This window comes from Paenibacillus terrae HPL-003 (genome assembly GCF_000235585.1).
Classification (GTDB): domain Bacteria; phylum Bacillota; class Bacilli; order Paenibacillales; family Paenibacillaceae; genus Paenibacillus; species Paenibacillus terrae_B.
Genome location: NC_016641.1, coordinates 3,789,911 through 3,807,378 on the forward strand (window position 1 = coordinate 3,789,911; position 17,468 = coordinate 3,807,378).

The window sequence follows — 17,468 nt, forward strand, 5'->3', positions numbered from 1 at the left end:
TGTGTTTTGGATTATAGTGGAATTTACTTCTAAGGAGTTGAATTTGTATGCAATATTTATTAGGTTTCCTTTCTTTTATTGCTTTTCTAGTAATTTTGATCTGGCTTTTAATGATACCTTTAAATCGCGAAGAAGCAAGAAACTTAAAGAAACCCAAAATTGAACGAGTTGCAAAAGTGGTTGATAAAAGAATGAATTGGCTAGAAGATAGTTCTGTTCGTTATTACTATTTTACATGTGAATTTCAAGACGGAAGTCGAGAAGAAATAAAAGTATCCGAGTCTGAATATGGCGTTATTATTGTTGGAGATTTTGCGAAAATCATACAGCAAGGTACCCTTATAAAGGCAGAGAGAGTTGTCGTATAATCATCAATTCAAAACCACTGAAAAAGGATCTACCCAGTTATTCGGTATGAGCCTTTTTTGTCGTTGAAGGAATTACCACGCCGTTCACCGAATGAATTACTGAGGTGATCAGCATGAACCATACATATAAAGTGTTAAAGTCGGATATAGAACGGTTTACAGCTGCATTAAGCCAGGTAAGAGTATATGTAGTTCAGTCGTTGGGCGAGGATTTGATAGATATTGTAGACTACGGTGGAGCAGTTGAAAAATTTTCACCTGAGTCAGTTAAAATATCAGGAAAGTACTATATGAGAGGGCAGTTTGAGTTTAGAGTAAGTATGTAGTGCTTTATGTAGATGTAAATAAATACCTGAGTTTTCCCGATATAATATATGCAATGAGTTGTCAAAAAGGCGGGGATTCTAGTTGATGGTTTTAATGGGTTTTATAGCTGTACTTTTTATTTTATTTTTTTCACTTTGGGTATCGGCTAGGCGCAACGAAAGAGCACCTAAAGTAATTCGTCAGGCTGTAGTCCTTGATAAACGTGTTAGATTAGAGAATGATTCACCTTCTGAAGATTATTTTTTTACTTGTGAGTATGAAAATGGGGAAAGAGAAGAAATAGAAGTAGATGAAAGTGAGTATGGGATTATTGTTGTTGGAGACACAGTCAATGTAATAAGACAACGCAAACTGTTAAGAGTAGAAAGAGTTGTTTCATAGACTCGAGTCTGTAAAATATATTGTGTAAACTCTCAAACCCATTAAAATGGAAGTAAGAGAAAGGTTGGGAGAACACTATGGGACTCTGGTCAAAACAGCAACTTCGGGAATTCATTAAAGAGAACAATTTAGTCACTGCACAGGATGCACAGAATGCGTTAAAAGACCTATTTGCAGAGACGATTCAGGAGATGTTGGAAGCCGAAATGGATACCCATTTGGGCTATGGAAAGCATGAGGTAAAGGCCAAGCTTACCCCGAACAGCCGCAACGGAAAGAGTCGTAAAACAGTAGTCAGTGAGTACGGCGAACAGGAAATCAGCATCCCTCGAGATCGCCTGGGTGAGTTTGAGCCACTGGTTGTCAAGAAGCATCAATCGAACGTAACCGGCATCGAAGAGCAAATTATTGCCCTGTATGCCAAAGGGATCAGCACGAGGGAAATCCAAGATCATTTGGGACAGATGTACGGTATTGAGGTCTCTCCTACGCTCATTTCCAATGTCACGAATAAGATTGTGCCTCTCATTAAAGAATGGCAGAGTCGGCCTCTGCAAGGCGTTTATGCAGTTGTTTATCTGGATGCCATTCACTTCAAAGTAAAGCAAGACGGGGCCATTATTAACAAGGCAGCCTACATGGTCATTGGCATCGATCTGGACGGAAATAAGGATGTCTTAGGCATGTGGATTGGCGAGAATGAATCCTCCAAGTTCTGGCTGAGTGTCCTGAATGAACTCAAGAATCGCGGGGTTCAGGACATACTCATTATCTGCGTAGATAACCTGTCTGGATTTTCTCAGGCGATTGCGGCCTGCTATCCCCAAACCGAAATCCAAAAGTGTATCATTCACCAGATCCGCAGCTCCACCCGGTACGTTTCGTACAAGGATATTAAGAAAGTAACTGCCGACTTAAAGCCCATTTATAAGGCAGCAACCGAAGAAGGGGCTTTGCTTGAACTCGACCATTTCGAGGAAGTCTGGGATACGAAATATCCCCTCATTATCCGCTCCTGGCGAACCAATTGGGAGGAGCTCGCTACCTTTTTCAAGTACCCGCCCGAGATCCGCAAACTCATCTACACGACGAATATGATCGAGAGTTACCACCGGCAGCTTCGTAAAGTGACAAAGGGGAAAAGTATCTTTCCTACCGATGAAGCTCTGCTTAAAATGCTTTATCTAGCCACCGTCGATGTCACTCGAAAATGGACAGGACGTGTCCAGAACTGGGGACAAATGCTCCTCCAATTTTCCGTCTTTTTTCCGGATCGGGTCGGTCAACACTTGCGTTAAAATCACAACTTTCCCCTCGGGGAAAACTATGCCTAAAAGAGCTTACACAAAATTATTGACAGACCCATAGACTCTACAAGGGAACTGGTATCATTTGAATTTAGAGTAGTCGTAAAAAGGACTCTGCCGGTATAGAACCAGCGGAGTCCTTCTTGTTGTTTTATTTAGTTGAATATTCACTTACTTCAAACGTAAGTATTTTATTGAATATTACATAGTCCTTGCGATTACTAAATGGACCCTTGTTGTTATTGTGCTTATCAATGGCAAAGAATGAAGCGCCTCTGCCAGCATCTTTAGCATCATACCAAGCGATGAAGGCATTCAGTTCTTTTTTACTTAGATCGAATTCTTTATCAAATCCATTGTCCATGGTTACAGTCAGAATAGCACGGTCACCAGTAGGTTGTGATGGTTCGGATGGTTCAGTTGGCTCCGTAGGTTCAGAAGGATTAGGCACAGGACTTGGTGTTGGATTTGGCGTCGGCGTCGGTTCCGGTGTCGGTTTAGGATCTGGTGTTGGAGAAGGTTCCGGTGTCGGTACTGCATCTTTACTGTAGAAAAAGTCGAGTTCGCTTATATTTAAATCTTCAGCACTAAGTGAATAAAGAGTGATGAATCTAACACGATCTACTTTTTTTTCCTTTGGAAGCTTCGTCAGTTCTCCATTACCTACGTTGGTTTCTAAAGCGTCTAATCAACCGGTGTCTTGGTCGTAAAAAATGATCCTTAAATTTTTAGAATCACTTTTAAGCTTATATGAATCAATTGTTCTATTTGTACCTAAATCAATCATAATCATATTACCTTTAGGAAGTAAATAGCTTGTTTCTTCATTGTTATCTGTAATAAGCGTTGTGTTTTTTTTGCTTGCATGTGGTCTATCTATAAAATACTTGTCAGATATCATTGCAACAACATTCTTTCCGTTGGCATACCCACCAGTGTACGCGCTTACTGATGACAATGGAAGAAAAATAGTAATAAGTAAGGCGAAGCACAAAATTAGATTGAGCTTTCTTTTCATGAATAAATCCCCTTTTTGTTTTATTTGCTTAACAAATATACAAAAATTAAAAAGGGTTGTCTAAAAATTAATTCCTATATATTCAAATATAAGTTTAATAATGTATTTAAATTTTCGGAAAGCACAAGACTCAACTTATATGTAACTAGTAGCACTTTTATTTTATTATGTGACAATGTATGCGATACTTCGACATGACTCTCCAATTAGTATAGAGAAGATTTAAATATTAATGGAGGTGTCGCATGATAAAAGGAATCGCAAGAGGATTAATTGTATTTTTATTGGCAACTATTTTTTCCGTTCAAGGCGTCTATGCTGAACCGGCAGCAATCAACCAACAAGCAGCTGGGTATACGTTGGAGTTTCCAAGTTCACGCTACCCTGAAACCGGAGCACACATTAGGGATGCCATTGCAGCTGGACATTCCGCGGTATGTACGATTGACAGGGATGGAGCAGAGGAAAATCGTAAGGAGTCGCTTAAAGGCTATCCCACTAAAAAAGGATATGACCGCGACGAGTGACCTATGGCGATGTGTTCCGAAGGTGGAGAGGGTGCAGACATTAAGTACATATCACCAAAGGATAACCGTGGAGCTGGGTCGTGGGTCGGGCACAAGCTGGACGACTATGCAGATGGTACAAAAGTGGAATTTATCGTTAAATAGTGAATGCCCCGCTAACCTTAATTGGTCGGCAGGGCACTTTTTCGTCAAAGTAATTTCCATCTAGCCTTGCCAAATTTATTGAATGACACATACGGTGTATGGTATCTAAATAAAAGGAGGAGTTCATGTGAGCGAATGTGTTGGAGGAGCTGAGCGTAGGGAAGAGCGTAGGGAAGAGCGTAGGGAAAATTGTTTTGGTGCTTTCACATCACCAGCAGCAATTTTGGTGCTCTTTATTCTGTTGGTCATAATTACTAAAGCCTGTTGGGTTTAATTTTTAAAGCAATGTCACGGTAATGCCCGATCATTGTTTCGGTATAAAGGGCTCTATCAGTATGTGATCGATAAAGCCTTTTATATTATTACCTGTATGCCCTGTACTATGACGTATTTGTGCAATATTATGTTGTACTACAAAATAAAGGAGGTTCAAGCCGTGAGTGGATATGAAGGTGGAGCAGGTTATGGCGGATACGGTGGATTTCATTCTATAGGTGCAATCTTGGTGTTGTTTATTCTGTTGGTAATTATATCAAAAGCATTCCTGGTGTAATTGGACTGTGGGCTCTGCTGGCTTAATACTAGCAGAGCCTTTTATTGTGTCTTGAATAACGAACGCTTGTTTGCATATGATGTACGGTGAGGTGATAAATATGCTGCCGGATCTGGATCGGCTTCATATGCAATCAATAAACATGACAATAATAAAGGTCCATTCAGCAGCCGGAAGGACTACATGCTGTATGATCGTATCCTAACGTTTGAGGCAAGTGAATACTCTAAATAAAATGAAATCCCCGCTAACCTTAACTGGTCGGCGGGGATTTCTTTAGACGATAAATTCTGTGAACACCGGACTTCGTAATAGCCCCGCTTTAGTCCAGTTACGCATTGTAACACGGACCCTTATACGCAATTCCACGTAAACATCCTCGTAGTCCTCGCCGGTTATCAGGGGCTTAGACACGCCATAGAAATAGCAGACGCCAAGATTATTGGCAGCCTGCTCCATTAACGGGCAGATTTATTTCGATATGAGTTTTAGAAAAGCGCGCCTAAGGCGCGCTAACCAAAGGTTAAGGATGTTTACAATTGATTTACACTGTTATGGCTAATTGCATTGGTAATTCACAAGACTATGACCTAACTCAAGTCTGTTAAACCTGATTTGCGATCGGGAACCATCCTGGAGTATTGATAATTTTCTGCCATAATGGATCAGAAATCCCCAATTTTTCTTTGTCATTTAAAGTTAACTCAGTACGAATTTCACTTTCCTTACCTTGAGTTATTTTTTCAACCCAATCTGGATCGATAATCAGTTCTCGTCCAAGTGCTATAAATGGGACACCCGATTGTAATGCTCTAAGCGCCTCGTCAGGAGTGTGAATCGAACCTACACCGATAACGGGAACTCTTTGTCCGACGAGCTCATAAATAATTTCCATTCTAGAGCGATTGTCCTCTACTCCACGTCTAGGTTTAGACCAAAAGTCCATTAAAGAGACATGCAAATAATCCAAGTTTTTATTTGCGAGGGCATCCACCAATTTTAGTGTATCAGCCATTGTAATACCGGGTGTCATTTCTTCTTCTGGTGAAAACCGATATCCCACTAGAAACGGCTGTTTGGCATGTTCGGCCACCACTTTTTTCACTTCATCTACAATAGCGAGCGGAAACGCCATACGTTTATCTACATTCCCTCCCCAACGATCATCACGTCGGTTTGTGTAAGGTGAGAAAAATTGTTGAATAAGAAAACGATTTGCCCCGTGAATCTCTACCCCGTCGTAACCAGCTTCGATTGCCCTACGGGTGCTAGCGCCAAATGCATGAATGATCTCTAAAATTTCCTGCTCTTCGAGTGCTCGAGGGATCACATTCAACCCTTCTTTAGCAACCGCACTCGCACTTACAATCTCACCGTTTGGTACCACTTCAGGCGGACATTCGCGACCACCATGAAAGATTTGTAGAATGGCTTTTGCCCTGCGTTTCTTAATTGCTGTTGCCAGGTGTTGTAGGCTTGGGATCGTGTCATCACTATCTGCCGCCAACTCCCCATCAAATACCTTACCATTTGGTGTGACAAATATACTTCCAGTAACAGCCATTCCAACACCGTTCGAACGACTTTTGTAATATGCGATTTCATCATCAGATAGCGTACCGTCTGGCTGAGAAGAAGAAATCGTCATTGGTGCAAGAACGACGCGGTTCTTTACTTCGACACCATTCTTGAAACGAAACGACTCCATTAAAGGTTGATATTTAGGGTTCATAGATGTCCACTCCTGTTATCTTTATTGTAATTACTAAACTTACTTTACTTTAATTATTACACTTGTTGCTATTATTGCAGTTCCAATCCGTTCCCCGCACTTGCGCCTGTAATTAGTGCGATATTTTCATGTTGGTTCGTGTTCGTTGTATGTTTCCTCCTTCCCCTTATAACGGATATGTTATTTGTTGGAGTCGGCTCCAAGTCAAGACATGAACACAGAAGTAGTTTTTCTAAGGATAGAGACTTGACTTGGAGCCGACTCTAAGATGTATAATGCCCCTAAGTTTCAATTTCCGGAGGTGTGGGATGAAAACCGAGCAAACTTTCACGATAAAGCAAACTGCGGAGCTAACTGGACTTTCCGAGGACACGATCCGTTATTACGAAAAGATTAAGTTGCTCCCTCAGGCGGACAGGAAGGATAATGGGCATCGCATCTACCACCAGAAGGACATCAATACGATCCGATTGATAGTCTGCCTGAAAAAAACGGGGATTTCCCTGGAGGCTATGAGGCCATTTTTGAGGGTCTCCGCTGACGCTGATCCCGCCGAATATCTTGAGTTGGTTGAGGAATTAAGGAGCCAACGGGATAATATTGTCGACCAAATCTCATCGCTTCAGCAAATCGTTGATTTTATTGACATAAAGTTGGAAGAAGGGAGACCCCGTCAGGAATGCTCAGATCAAAGTCCAGACGATGTTCTAGAAGAACGCAAGGAGAAAGCAAAAATAAAGCCCATTTCCGTCGTTGAGAGGAGTTATTTTTCCGCATCTGCGAAAACGGGCAAGTTACCAAATTCGATTAGATAAGCATGCGCTTAATCTGCTTGGCTGCGTCTTCTCAAGCCCATTGAATGAGACTGGGCAGACGATAATAAAGCATGAAAGGTAAGCGGCGCGGTAAGCTAGAATTGGACGACCAAGAGGTGCAGCTAATTGAGCAGGCGCGTATAGATTCCTACAACTCACGGGAGCCTGTCACGTTAGTCGTATTTAGCCCATTTGACGTGTGGCATCGTAACAATAATCAATACGGCTAGACGTGAAGTAAAGCTGTCTCGTGGGGAAGATGAAGTTAGTTGGATTAAGCCGGAGGATATCATTTCAGTAGTCCTGTTTGGTCATGCCTAGCTTAATCCCTAGGTAACTTTTAATACAAAATAATAAAACGCATCGCCTCGAGATTGGTTGTCTACATATTCATCCATCCACCATACCCCGTATGAATAAAAATATGTCCCTTTTTTTGTAGGAGCTTTAAAACTATTTTCTTTCAACAAAACTTCTGTAAGTATTCCTTCATTGAATTGCTCGACATGAAATTTATTCGGTTGAGGCTCATAATTCATAAGGAATTTAACAACATCACCAGACTTTACTGGAATCGGTTCTTTTCCTTTTAAAAGTTCAACTGGACCAACTGAGTCTACACATGATGTTGTCCAGCAATATGTGCCGAGTTTTGTTTCGTACATTCGTTCATCAATCTGAATTTCAACTTTGGGTGGTTTCTCCCCCTCAAGTTCCTTGTTTTTTGGCTGAACTCCCATGCAACCAACCATGCATATAAGAGTTAGTGTCATCACGAATAACAAGAATGTATTCTTCAATTTAACCCCACCTATCTTTATTTGATCTTAAATATTCAACGGAAGAAGAAGTAACTTTGTTACAAATCAAATTCATGAGATTAGTGGAATAGTCAGTCTACAACTTTATTTTCACTGAATAATATTTCCCTTTAAAATCCGCTACGTTATAGCAACAAAACCAATTTAAGATACAAACATGAAAGCCTCTGATAAACCGGGGGCTTATTTTGCGTTTTGAGGAGGTGATTTTATCAGGTGGCAAAGATAAAATCTACATTGGATATTCAACTTGATTTGAGTATGTAAGGAGGTAGGGTTGATATATGGAGGGTGTAACGTTTGACGATGATGGTGGGCCAGTAGAGAAGATTATACCGGGTTCGATTAAGTTTAATGGAGAGTAAGGACTCTGCCGGGGAACTGGTAAGAGTCTTTTTTTGTTGAATTTTGGCATGGTAATCATACCAGTATAGGTACAAAGTAGGAATTAGGTTCATGTAAAAAATAAAAATTTATATTTAAACATGGATAATAATACAATCTCGGGTGTTTTATACTGGTTCTTTTTTACTATTTATATCCTTCTGCCTTTATTCCTCTTACTTCGACACTAGAAATATAATATTATTTTGTTGTAAGACATTAATTGGATTTATGTGTAAACAAAATGGAAATTAGTAAAAAAACTGTTTTGAGTTCCATGACTACTGCTTTATTATTCACAATTTGTTTTTTAATTAGTAAAAAAGGAGGATGGCGGGTTCTTTGTAATTTTGATAGTGAAAATTTGAGGGAGATGAAATGACTTTGAAGGTCAAGAGTTTATGTTCGTGGGTTGTTGTAGGCGTGCTTTCGTTCTCGGTAACTTATTCAGTCGGCGCAGAATCACTCCAAAATGGAGATTTAATCAATCCGTCCATGACAAAATCGGACAATGCTGTATTGAGTAAATTAATGAATTCGCTGGACCCCAAAGACAGAGAAAACGTTACATACATAGATGAAACGGGAAAAGTACTGGTAAACAAGGAAAGCCTAAGGAAGGAAGTTATTCGCTTGGAACCGGTGAGTCAGGATACGTACAAGGATTCGAAATCTTCACTCTTATCCGTAACTCAGAATACGTATAAAGATACAACGGGCCAATTATATACTTTTCCTGTACTACAGCCTAAACCAGATTGTATTGTAGGGAACAATCCAACACCTACACCCATGGACTTTAGCACTAACTCTGCTAGTTTCCCCGTATGCAGGGACCTGAGAAACGGGGCCTATCGTGGAGTATATGCACATATGGGATTTGCATGGGCAACGACGCGAATTCATTTACCGAGTAGAAAAGAAATATATGAGAATCCATCTAAATACACTGGTAGTACAGGGTTTGTCTATATGGGTGGTTGGGGTAATACCAATAATGCAGTAGATGCAGGTTTACAACATAGCCCAAAGTATAATGATTGGGCACCTTTCTTGCTAATAGAAGGTAGAGGTGCACCCATAACGTATACTCCAAGATTTGAAGGAGATCAGGACATCCAGATGAAGTTTTATGTTCCATCTGATGGCATCGTTGCTTTAGTTATTTCTGGTTACGATACCAGCGGTACGAAGGTTACAAAAACCTACGCCGAGGCGGCTCCAGGTTGGACTGCTACTGGTAACGGTAACATCATAAAACGAATGACAAGTATAGCCCAAATTCAAGATCACGATGACTATAAAGATGGTTCATATATCAAAAATGTTGCTTGGTATGGCTCCTTTATAGGTTCAAGTTCAGAAGATAATATTCCATGGCGAAGTAGCCAAACCTATGGATTTTGTTCTTCCCCACGAAATAAAATATTTATAGATTTCGTTCACGCAGGAAGAGAAACGGTTGATATTATTTTGGAATAAATTTTAAGGGTGGTATTTTATGGGAAATATACTATGTAAGATTATGCTTGTAAGTGCATTGTTTTTTTGTTTTTCTCAAGAAGCTTTTACGGGAAAATTATCAGCTGAGAGTATAGCTCCCAGCATACAGTTTTTGAAAATAAACAATTACTATGTCTTATTTACGACGCCCAAAGCCCCTTATATTGATAAGAACAATCGCTTCATGGTGCCTTTGAGATCTATTAACGATTTATTAGGGGGACACACGACGTATGACCCGACTTCCAAAACGGCCACCATACAGTTCGGGACGCATCAGATTAAGTTTAAAATGGACTCAACTGAGATTGTTACGGATTCAAACACGTCCGTGATGGATACCGTCCCGGTGCTTTACAAAAATTCGATGTTTGTTCCTTTGGGGATACTTACTACGCAACTAAATATACATCAGGAATGGGATCAACAAAATAAACTGTACTCCCTCTCTGGGAAGGAACTAATGAAGACACCTATGATGGAGAATGTTGAAGATCTGGATAGAGTACCGGTAGACAATGAGAATGCTTTCAATTTGTCATCGTACAAATTGAGCATAGAGAGGGAAAAGATTCATCTAACCATCACAGCTAAGAATATAACCGGGAAGAAACTTGATGAGGGTATTGAAGATTTAAATACCACTTTTATTTTTAATAATAGTACGGTAACTGAAAATAGAAATCGTAAACGACCAAGTATAGATAAGGATGAAACCGTTATACGTAGCAAGGATATACCATATCCAGGCACGATAGAAAATAAAAAAATTATTAGAGGTGAACTGGAGTATATCCTTTTTGAGGGGAGAACCCTTAAGTGGTAAACTGCTATACCGATGGGTTATATAATGGATAAAAATTCAGCTGATCCGAGATAAAAAATCGGGTCAGCTTTTATTTACAAAGATTTTATTACTACTAAAGTTAAACAGATGACAAATAGTGGAGAAATGTATGATGATAATGCCAAAGAAGTAGCCGCTATTCGAACACAGGCATTAGCTATGTGTCGTAAATACAATCATAAGGTGAATACAGATAATGAATACGATATGTCGATTCTAAAGGAACTGTTCTTGCATGTGGGTGAAAATGTGTATATTGAGTCCAATTTTCGTTGTGAATTTGGCTTTAATATATCAATTGGAAATGATGTGTATATAAATCATGATATGATCATTCTCGATTGCAACGAAGTTACAATTGGAAATGATGTGTATATTGGTCCACGTGCAGGACTTTATGCAGCGAATCATGCTGAGGATCCTTTTGAACGTGTAGAAAAGGGAGTTTATTCTAAACCCATTTCTTTGCAGGATAGAGTGTGGCTAGGGGGAGATGTTAAAATTACTCAGGGAGTTACCATAGGTGAAAATAGTATCATTGGTGCAGGAAGTGTAGTTACCAAAGATATCCCTCCTAATGTCATTGCGGCTGGGAATCCATGTAGAGTGATTAGACCGATTCAATTTTCTGAAAATCGTTGGAAGCGAGAATGATTGATATATCCAAATGAATATTAATTTACCGCATAGCATGTTCTTCCCATGCAGCAAATAGCCCGAGCTTTGGTACAGGTGGAATTCAACCGGCGAGTGCTAACCCAAACGTTTTACACTTATAACAACATATACGGAAGCACTGTTGTTCAATCTGAGAGCATCGGTGAGTCAATTCAAAATAAAAAGACCCCATCAAATATTGACAGAGTCTTTTGTATAAATTGTTATGAGCACTTGTTTTTAAGATGGGAAAAGTGTTTCGGAATCAGCGGAACCGCCGTCACCAAGCCAACGGTTAGGGCCTGCGAATGAAAAAGTTTTTCCGTTCCCAGTTATTTTTATATTAGCGATTTTCCAACCTGGTTTATAGCCAGATCCATCTGTCCGAATAGTGATTTTTCTAATGTCGCCAAGATTACTAGTACTAATTCTTGTAGTATCAGAATCTCCTTGCTCAAAGCTTCCATTGAGTGTAGCGGTAGCATAATCTCCATTAGAACCATACAGAGTTATAGAAATATTCGAGTCTGTTCCAGCATCTTTAAGATTGGCTGTATTTATAGTAACAACATATTCAACATTAGCAAAAGGTGTAACAGACTCTATGCTTCTATTAGAGTCTTGTAATGAACTATAAGCGTCACTTGTGACCTGATCCGCAAAAGAAGGTGCTGCGAAAGCTACAGAAGAGATGAGCATTGCTGATGCTAATAAAGATACTTTTTTCATTAAGTAGTTACCACCTTTCTAGTATTTGTATTTAATGTTATACAGGTGTAACATTTTTGTACATAGTTCTTTGGTTGTGAAGAAGAATTTTTTTCTTGCATTTGTTTGTCGTATTTTATCTTTCCATGTCGGATATTCTTATTTTTAATGAATCACGGAATGGTATGAATATTTATAAAAGGTTTTTTCGTTTACTTGGTATTTCCTATACAATCAGACCTTGGGATATCGCCTTTTAATGCACTTCTGGTGGGATTATCCATAAAAGTGGGGCTTACTGTTGGGAGCTGGGGAATCATAAACAGGTCTTGGTATTGATATGTGGTTTTTTTATTGACAGACCCTGTTTTGGCGTATTGTAATTAGACTCCCCGCTAATTTTAATTGAACCGCACCCCAAATCTAAGACACATGATTTAATCATCTAAGAGGAAAGGGTGCGGTTCAAATTGGTCGGCGGGGAATTTTTTTGTCGAAGTAATTTCCGTTTAGCCTTGTCAATTTAATTTAATGACACATACGGTATACAGTATCTAAATAAAAGGAGGAATTCATGTGAGTGAATTTGTTGGAGGAGCCGGATGTGGACATGAGCATAAGGAAAAACATTTTGGTGCGTTCACCTCGCCAGCTGCAATTTTAGTACTCTTTATTCTGTTGGTTATCATCACTAAAGCCTGTTGGGTTTAATTTTTAATGCATCGTGACGGTAACGTCCAATCATTGTTTCGATATAAAAGGCTCTACTGGTATGTAACCGGTAGAGCCTTTGTAATGTTTACCTGTATACCCTGTCCTCTGACGTATTTGTGCATATCTTTATGTTGTACTACAAATACAGGAGGTTCAAGCCATGAGTGGATATGAAGGTGCAGCAGGTTATGGTGGATACGGTGGATTTTCGACAATATAAAATAGGGCTGCTTCATTCTAAAACAGCCTGCGGGCTGTTACGAAACGTTGCTGCCATTTATCGTCAAGCGTGTCAAAATGAACGCCGCGTTCTTTGGAGAACGTATGCAGCAATTGGTTGTTCCCCGCATAGATAGCCACATGGCCGATCTCCAGTCCGCGTGCGCTGAAGAACAGCAGGTCGCCTTTGCGCAGCTCGTTCAGGCCGACTTTACGGCCTTCTTTAGCCTGATCGTAAGAGACACGGGGGAGGTCGATGGAGAGCGTATGCCGGAACACTTCCGCTACAAAAGAAGAACAATCAAAGGCCGATGTCTGGCCGGTTGCTGCGCCGAATACATAAGGGGTTCCGAGAAATTTCTCCCCGTAGGCGATCAGTTCATCCCCTTGCCGTTCCGCCAGGGATGGGCTGGTATAATCGCTGTATTTTGGTTTTGCCGATATGTATCCGGTCAGATTGTCTTTGGTGCGTACTTCCAGCCAGAGGGCATTGACTTCGCGGATGACATGAACCTTTTCGCCGCCTGAAATAAGCCGTAGGGAAGGGGAAGCTCCCGATGAATCCGGCTTGCTGCGCAGGTTGACCCCGGAAAGGACTGTTGTGAAAAAATCGTTCTTGGAGACAATCCGGATCGTCCGAGTCAGTGCGTCCCACTTTACTCTGCTCCCAAGCGCTTCGCTTACAAAGCGCAGCGGAATCATCGTGTTACCCTGAACAATCTGTCCGGGAACATTCAGGGACAGTGTATTGCCGTTCAGGGTGGCAGAAAGTTCCCCGATACGGTAGGTCAGCACTGTGTCGTCTTTGGTTGCCGTTACGGTTTTGCTGGATCTGTTCCAGGAGAGCTTGGCTCCTTGCACCTCAAACAACTGGCGCATGGGGACGAGCGTTGTCCCGTCTAGCAGCAGCGGCTGGGCGGCAAGCTGAAGCGGACGGCCATCCAGATAGACAGTCGTCACTGGAGTCAGCGGCACCGACTCCGCATAAGACGGGTTCGCTTGGAGCAGCGATACCGCCAGTAGAGCCAGTAATACTCCCTTTTTGATTGTCATGCTGTCATCACCTCGTTGTTGATATGTTCATCTAAGTTGTACGAGGCTGCCCTTGATTAGTTGTGTACCAAATATTGGGGCAATTCTAGCTTTCCTTCAAGGCGTCATGCACGATGCCAAAGTAGCGGTTATTTTTGCACTGCTTGGCAACGATTTTATGCACGGCCTCTGCAATAATCTGCCTTCCGCCACCGGAGCCCGAACGCGCTACCGTAATGGGGAAGCTGGCCTTCCCCTAATGGAACATAACAACGTCATCCGTCAGGGCGGCGTCTGTTTATTTTATAGGCTTAATATCCGCAGGATACTCGTCAAAAGGAATAAAGGTTTCCGAATCGCACGGGTAAACCTAGGCTTTTTTGATAGCGCTTTAAACAATGAAGATAGCAGGTCTTCTTTGTAAAACCAAAATAAACAAAAATAAAACAAAATAATATCTTTGTTTACAGGTTGACATCAAAACAAAATAAAGATAAAATTACATGTGTGAAATATTTCACTTTAAAGAATGGTTCCGTATTTAGCGAGGCATCAAGAAGTGAATCCTTTAGGAGGCCGATTTTTATGAGCGCACATGTATTTTTTGTACCGTCTATCAATCTAATGGGAAAAGGCTGTTTGCATGAAGTTGGGCCCTATATAAAAGAACTGAATTTAAACAAAGCTCTAGTCGTGACGGATAAGTTTTTGATGAAAAGCGGTATTGCAGGCAAGGTCACATCCGTGTTGGATGAGATTGGCTTGGACTATGCAGTATATGATGAGGTCAAACCCAATCCGACCTGTAAAAATGTGCATGATGGCGTTCAATTTCTGCAAGAAAACGGATGTGACTTTTTAATTTCCATTGGTGGAGGATCACCACAGGATACGGCTAAGGGAATCGGCATTATTGCTACCAATGGGGGACATATAACCGAGTATGAGGGCGTTCATATATCCAAGCATAAATCGCTGCCCATTGTCGCTATTAATACCACGGCAGGAACATCCGCTGAAATCACGATCAATTATGTCATTACAGACGAAGAGCGCAAGGTCAAAATGGTTATGGTTGACAAGAATAGTGTAGCTACGATTTCGGTCAACGACCCTGAATTGATGGTAGACAAACCCGCCGCGTTAACGGCAGCTACAGGACTAGATGCTTTGACCCATGCCATTGAAGCTTTGGTTACTCCTGGTTCCTATCCTGTTACGGATGCGACGGCGTTGGCAGCAGTAGAGATTATTTTTAACAATTTGGCCCGTACGGTGAGAAACGGTCATGATATAGAAGCACGTGAGCAAATGGTTTTCGCTATCTTCTTGGGAGGACTTGCATTTAATAATGCCGGATTGGGTTACGTTCATGCTATGGCGCATCAACTTGGCGGCGTATACGATTTGCCTCATGGTGTTTGCAATGCCATGCTGCTGCCGATTGTGGAGGAGGAGAACGCCAAGCATGTACCAGAGAAGTTTCGTGCCATCGCTAAGGTCATCGGTTTTGAAGATAAGGGGAAAACGGATAAGGAATGCGCAGATTATGTCATCCAAAGAATCAAAGACCTGTCGAAGGAAGTTGGGATTCCTTCCAAACTTTCTGAACTGGGTGTAAATGAAGTGGATTTGGATCTGCTTGCCGAAAACTCCATGAGGGATGCTTGCGCTCCGGGCAATCCGTTCATACCTACCAAAGAACAAGTCATCGAGATGTTTAAGAAAATTCTTTAAATAAAAGCTGCAATTATTGTGTTATATACTATAAGGGCTGTCCCAGGAAATCATCGAAGAATACTGGGAACGGCCTTTTATCTAATGTTTACACCATAAGAACCCTTAAGGCCCCTAACGGTGATAAGACGAGTTAACGTCCATAAACCGCTGTGAGGGGGCCATTTTGCGTAATTCATTAAACCTATATGAGTAGCTCGGATGGGGATAATTAAAGAATGCTGGGAAGAGTGTGTGACCTTCTGCAAAAAACACTTGATATATATAGATGTCTATGTAATAATACGTGTATGTTAAAAAATAATGCAGCTGCACTGATAGGAACGATCAGAGATTCGATCAATAAATTGATTGTGTCTGAGCTTGAATCCTATGGAGTTGAAGGGATTGTTCCTTCCCATGGTGGAATATTGATGTTCCTTTATCAAAAGGATGGGCTTTCCATCAAGGAATTGACGCAAAAAATTTCTCGCCAGCAGCCCACGGTCACTGTTTTGGTAGATAAGCTGGTGAAGCTGGGATATGTCGAAAGAAAAAAAGAAGGGGAGGATAGCAGAGTAACCCTGATTTATCTGACCGATAAGGGGAAAGAGCTGGAGCCTGTATTTGAAGTGATCTCCAATAAATTAAATGAATCCGTCTACGGTGGTCTCAAGGATAAAGAAAAAGAACAACTGGAATATTTGCTGGAGCATGTAAAAAGTAGACTCTAAATTTTTTTTGAATAAATGTATAGATATCTATATGAAAGACAAAATAACATGAAAACATCTGGAGGTAATTAAAATGAAGCATCTTATCGTCTATGCTCACTCTAACGCTGAAAGCCTTAACCACGCTATTCTGGAAACAGTCGTAAATGCTTTGAAGGAAAAAGGCGATGAAGTCGTTGTACGCGATTTATACGCGCTTGATTTTCAACCTGTCTTAAAACCTGAGGATACTGCCGCTATGAGAGCCGGACAAACTCCTGCCGATATCAAGGTAGAACAGGAATATATCTCACAATCCGATACGATTACATTTATTTCTCCTATTTGGTGGACAGGTCTTCCTGCCATCCTGAAAGGCTACGTTGATCGTGTATTTGCCTACGGTTTTGCATATACGTCTGGTCCGGAAGGGATTCATAAGCTTCTTACAGGCAAAAAAGGTTTTATTGTAAATACACATGGTACACCGAACGAAATTTACGATGGAATCGGGATGACCGCAGGATTGAAGATCACTTCAGATACGGGGATTTTTGATTTCGTTGGAATTGAATCCGTCGGTCACTTGCTGCTTGGGAGTATCGGCTACCTTGATGAAGATGGCTATAAAGGACTGTTGAAGCAAGTCCAAGATACTGTTAAATCGGTGCTATAAAGTTAGTTCTAATCGTTCAGAAACGTAAGGCAGTCTTCAAATGATGAGGTCAACCAGCATTACTGGTTGGCCTTTTCTTCTATTATAAGCTGACTCCAAATGCGCAGCGGTGCCACATGAAACTTTTAAGCTCACTTTCATTTTAAATCCAAACCGTTCATAAAGACGTCTGGCAGAGCTTCCTTGTAGGACATTTAAGGTTACACGTTTTCCTTTTACATTATTTTGTTCCAGCAGATTTTTTAATATTTGACTGCCGATTCCTTGATAATCCAGGTATGAGCAGAGACGAATGCATTACGGAAG

20 protein-coding genes and 5 pseudogenes are annotated in these 17,468 nt (G+C 40.9%); 18 read left to right on the plus strand and 7 right to left on the minus strand.

What is annotated here, in order from left to right:
- Positions 1-47 precede the first annotated feature (47 nt).
- The 4 genes from HPL003_RS17295 to HPL003_RS17310 all read left to right on the plus strand — a co-directional run bounded on the left by HPL003_RS17295 (position 48) and on the right by HPL003_RS17310 (position 2,374).
- Positions 48-368, plus strand: a complete 321-nt coding sequence (locus HPL003_RS17295; protein WP_014280998.1) for a DUF2500 family protein — start codon at positions 48-50, stop codon at positions 366-368.
- A 113-nt stretch (positions 369-481) separates the two neighbouring features.
- On the plus strand, positions 482-694 hold the full coding sequence (locus tag HPL003_RS17300) for a hypothetical protein (protein WP_014280999.1): 213 nt from the start codon (positions 482-484) through the stop codon (positions 692-694).
- An 85-nt stretch (positions 695-779) separates the two neighbouring features.
- The gene (locus HPL003_RS17305; protein WP_014281000.1) at positions 780-1,076 is read left to right on the plus strand and encodes a DUF2500 family protein; all 297 of its coding nucleotides are present in this window, start codon (positions 780-782) and stop codon (positions 1,074-1,076) included.
- A gap of 77 nt (positions 1,077-1,153) precedes the next feature.
- The gene (locus HPL003_RS17310; protein ID WP_014281001.1) at positions 1,154-2,374 is read left to right on the plus strand and encodes an IS256 family transposase; all 1,221 of its coding nucleotides are present in this window, start codon (positions 1,154-1,156) and stop codon (positions 2,372-2,374) included.
- 160 nt (positions 2,375-2,534) lie between these two features.
- Here HPL003_RS17310 and HPL003_RS27695 read toward each other — a convergent pair.
- Both HPL003_RS27695 and HPL003_RS17320 read right to left on the minus strand, forming a co-directional pair.
- A pseudogene (locus HPL003_RS27695) lies at positions 2,535-2,789 on the minus strand (SPRY domain-containing protein); the annotation flags it as partial.
- A 282-nt stretch (positions 2,790-3,071) separates the two neighbouring features.
- Complete coding sequence (locus tag HPL003_RS17320) at positions 3,072-3,401, minus strand: hypothetical protein (protein WP_014281003.1); 330 nt, start codon at positions 3,399-3,401, stop codon at positions 3,072-3,074.
- A 245-nt stretch (positions 3,402-3,646) separates the two neighbouring features.
- Between HPL003_RS17320 and HPL003_RS17325 the strand changes: the two are divergent.
- From HPL003_RS17325 to HPL003_RS29875, 4 genes and pseudogenes are all read left to right on the plus strand, one after another.
- Positions 3,647-4,072 (plus strand): annotated as a pseudogene (locus HPL003_RS17325) (NucA/NucB deoxyribonuclease domain-containing protein).
- A 196-nt stretch (positions 4,073-4,268) separates the two neighbouring features.
- Positions 4,269-4,346: pseudogene (locus HPL003_RS29870) on the plus strand (YjcZ family sporulation protein); the annotation flags it as partial.
- Between the two features lie 162 nt (positions 4,347-4,508).
- Entirely contained in the window at positions 4,509-4,625 is a 117-nt protein-coding gene (locus HPL003_RS29055) for a hypothetical protein (RefSeq protein ID WP_014281007.1), read from the plus strand.
- Between the two features lie 105 nt (positions 4,626-4,730).
- Positions 4,731-4,859 (plus strand): annotated as a pseudogene (locus HPL003_RS29875) (fibronectin type III domain-containing protein); the annotation flags it as partial.
- Positions 4,860-5,229: 370 nt separating this feature from the next.
- On the opposite strand, the gene HPL003_RS17330 reads toward HPL003_RS29875, so the two are convergent.
- The gene (locus HPL003_RS17330; protein WP_014281008.1) at positions 5,230-6,357 is read right to left on the minus strand and encodes an NADH-dependent flavin oxidoreductase; all 1,128 of its coding nucleotides are present in this window, start codon (positions 6,355-6,357) and stop codon (positions 5,230-5,232) included.
- A 308-nt stretch (positions 6,358-6,665) separates the two neighbouring features.
- Between HPL003_RS17330 and HPL003_RS17335 the strand changes: the two genes are divergently transcribed.
- Positions 6,666-7,172, plus strand: a complete 507-nt coding sequence (locus HPL003_RS17335) for a MerR family transcriptional regulator (protein ID WP_014281009.1) — start codon at positions 6,666-6,668, stop codon at positions 7,170-7,172.
- A gap of 83 nt (positions 7,173-7,255) precedes the next feature.
- Positions 7,256-7,493: pseudogene (locus HPL003_RS30360) on the plus strand (YolD-like family protein); the annotation flags it as partial.
- A gap of 8 nt (positions 7,494-7,501) precedes the next feature.
- Here HPL003_RS30360 and HPL003_RS17340 read toward each other — a convergent pair.
- Positions 7,502-7,972 carry a hypothetical protein gene (locus HPL003_RS17340; RefSeq protein ID WP_014281011.1) on the minus strand — a complete coding sequence of 157 codons (471 nt, stop codon included), beginning with the start codon at positions 7,970-7,972 and terminating at the stop codon, positions 7,502-7,504.
- Between the two features lie 783 nt (positions 7,973-8,755).
- Here HPL003_RS17340 and HPL003_RS17345 point away from each other — a divergent pair.
- From HPL003_RS17345 to HPL003_RS30230, 3 genes are all read left to right on the plus strand, one after another.
- Positions 8,756-9,859: a hypothetical protein gene (locus tag HPL003_RS17345; protein ID WP_238533392.1), complete on the plus strand. Its 1,104-nt coding sequence runs from the start codon at positions 8,756-8,758 to the stop codon at positions 9,857-9,859.
- 19 nt (positions 9,860-9,878) lie between these two features.
- Entirely contained in the window at positions 9,879-10,706 is an 828-nt protein-coding gene (locus HPL003_RS17350; protein WP_014281013.1) for a copper amine oxidase N-terminal domain-containing protein, read from the plus strand.
- Positions 10,707-10,814: 108 nt separating this feature from the next.
- Positions 10,815-11,381, plus strand: coding sequence for a sugar O-acetyltransferase (locus HPL003_RS30230; RefSeq protein ID WP_148267404.1), 567 nt, complete (start codon positions 10,815-10,817; stop codon positions 11,379-11,381).
- A gap of 243 nt (positions 11,382-11,624) precedes the next feature.
- Here the strand turns inward: HPL003_RS30230 and HPL003_RS17360 are convergent, their stop codons facing one another.
- A complete protein-coding gene (locus tag HPL003_RS17360) occupies positions 11,625-12,113 on the minus strand; it encodes a PLAT/LH2 domain-containing protein (RefSeq protein WP_014281015.1) in 489 nt (162 codons plus the stop codon).
- A 555-nt stretch (positions 12,114-12,668) separates the two neighbouring features.
- On the opposite strand from HPL003_RS17360, the gene HPL003_RS30235 reads away from it, so the two are divergent.
- Complete coding sequence (locus HPL003_RS30235) at positions 12,669-12,803, plus strand: hypothetical protein (protein WP_274378179.1); 135 nt, start codon at positions 12,669-12,671, stop codon at positions 12,801-12,803.
- Between the two features lie 240 nt (positions 12,804-13,043).
- Here the strand turns inward: HPL003_RS30235 and HPL003_RS17365 are convergent, their stop codons facing one another.
- Positions 13,044-14,078, minus strand: coding sequence for a stalk domain-containing protein (locus HPL003_RS17365; protein WP_014281017.1), 1,035 nt, complete (start codon positions 14,076-14,078; stop codon positions 13,044-13,046).
- Between the two features lie 52 nt (positions 14,079-14,130).
- On the opposite strand from HPL003_RS17365, the gene HPL003_RS30575 reads away from it, so the two are divergent.
- The 4 genes from HPL003_RS30575 to HPL003_RS17385 all read left to right on the plus strand — a co-directional run bounded on the left by HPL003_RS30575 (position 14,131) and on the right by HPL003_RS17385 (position 17,162).
- A complete protein-coding gene (locus HPL003_RS30575) occupies positions 14,131-14,481 on the plus strand; it encodes a hypothetical protein (RefSeq protein WP_014281018.1) in 351 nt (116 codons plus the stop codon).
- Positions 14,482-14,642: 161 nt separating this feature from the next.
- Entirely contained in the window at positions 14,643-15,794 is a 1,152-nt protein-coding gene (locus HPL003_RS17375; protein ID WP_014281019.1) for an iron-containing alcohol dehydrogenase, read from the plus strand.
- A gap of 290 nt (positions 15,795-16,084) precedes the next feature.
- Positions 16,085-16,507: a MarR family winged helix-turn-helix transcriptional regulator gene (locus HPL003_RS17380; protein WP_014281020.1), complete on the plus strand. Its 423-nt coding sequence runs from the start codon at positions 16,085-16,087 to the stop codon at positions 16,505-16,507.
- Between the two features lie 73 nt (positions 16,508-16,580).
- The gene (locus tag HPL003_RS17385; RefSeq protein ID WP_014281021.1) at positions 16,581-17,162 is read left to right on the plus strand and encodes an NAD(P)H-dependent oxidoreductase; all 582 of its coding nucleotides are present in this window, start codon (positions 16,581-16,583) and stop codon (positions 17,160-17,162) included.
- A 36-nt stretch (positions 17,163-17,198) separates the two neighbouring features.
- On the opposite strand, the gene HPL003_RS30650 is transcribed toward HPL003_RS17385, so the two are convergent.
- Positions 17,199-17,456 carry a GNAT family N-acetyltransferase gene (locus HPL003_RS30650; protein WP_202946287.1) on the minus strand — a complete coding sequence of 86 codons (258 nt, stop codon included), beginning with the start codon at positions 17,454-17,456 and terminating at the stop codon, positions 17,199-17,201.
- Positions 17,457-17,468: the final 12 nt, after the last annotated feature.

Coding starts and splice junctions, on each gene's coding strand:
- HPL003_RS17380 (WP_014281020.1), top strand. CDS start 16,085: ATGTTAAAAAATAATGCAGCTGCACTGATAGGAACGATCAGAGATTCG.
- HPL003_RS17295 (WP_014280998.1), top strand. CDS start 48: ATGCAATATTTATTAGGTTTCCTTTCTTTTATTGCTTTTCTAGTAATT.
- HPL003_RS17305 (WP_014281000.1), top strand. CDS start 780: ATGGTTTTAATGGGTTTTATAGCTGTACTTTTTATTTTATTTTTTTCA.
- HPL003_RS17335 (WP_014281009.1), top strand. CDS start 6,666: ATGAAAACCGAGCAAACTTTCACGATAAAGCAAACTGCGGAGCTAACT.
- HPL003_RS17330 (WP_014281008.1), bottom strand. CDS start 6,357: ATGAACCCTAAATATCAACCTTTAATGGAGTCGTTTCGTTTCAAGAAT.
- HPL003_RS17385 (WP_014281021.1), top strand. CDS start 16,581: ATGAAGCATCTTATCGTCTATGCTCACTCTAACGCTGAAAGCCTTAAC.
- HPL003_RS17365 (WP_014281017.1), bottom strand. CDS start 14,078: ATGACAATCAAAAAGGGAGTATTACTGGCTCTACTGGCGGTATCGCTG.
- HPL003_RS17345 (WP_238533392.1), top strand. CDS start 8,756: ATGACTTTGAAGGTCAAGAGTTTATGTTCGTGGGTTGTTGTAGGCGTG.
- HPL003_RS17360 (WP_014281015.1), bottom strand. CDS start 12,113: ATGAAAAAAGTATCTTTATTAGCATCAGCAATGCTCATCTCTTCTGTA.
- HPL003_RS17300 (WP_014280999.1), top strand. CDS start 482: ATGAACCATACATATAAAGTGTTAAAGTCGGATATAGAACGGTTTACA.
- HPL003_RS17375 (WP_014281019.1), top strand. CDS start 14,643: ATGAGCGCACATGTATTTTTTGTACCGTCTATCAATCTAATGGGAAAA.
- HPL003_RS17310 (WP_014281001.1), top strand. CDS start 1,154: ATGGGACTCTGGTCAAAACAGCAACTTCGGGAATTCATTAAAGAGAAC.
- HPL003_RS17320 (WP_014281003.1), bottom strand. CDS start 3,401: ATGAAAAGAAAGCTCAATCTAATTTTGTGCTTCGCCTTACTTATTACT.
- HPL003_RS17350 (WP_014281013.1), top strand. CDS start 9,879: ATGGGAAATATACTATGTAAGATTATGCTTGTAAGTGCATTGTTTTTT.
- HPL003_RS30230 (WP_148267404.1), top strand. CDS start 10,815: ATGACAAATAGTGGAGAAATGTATGATGATAATGCCAAAGAAGTAGCC.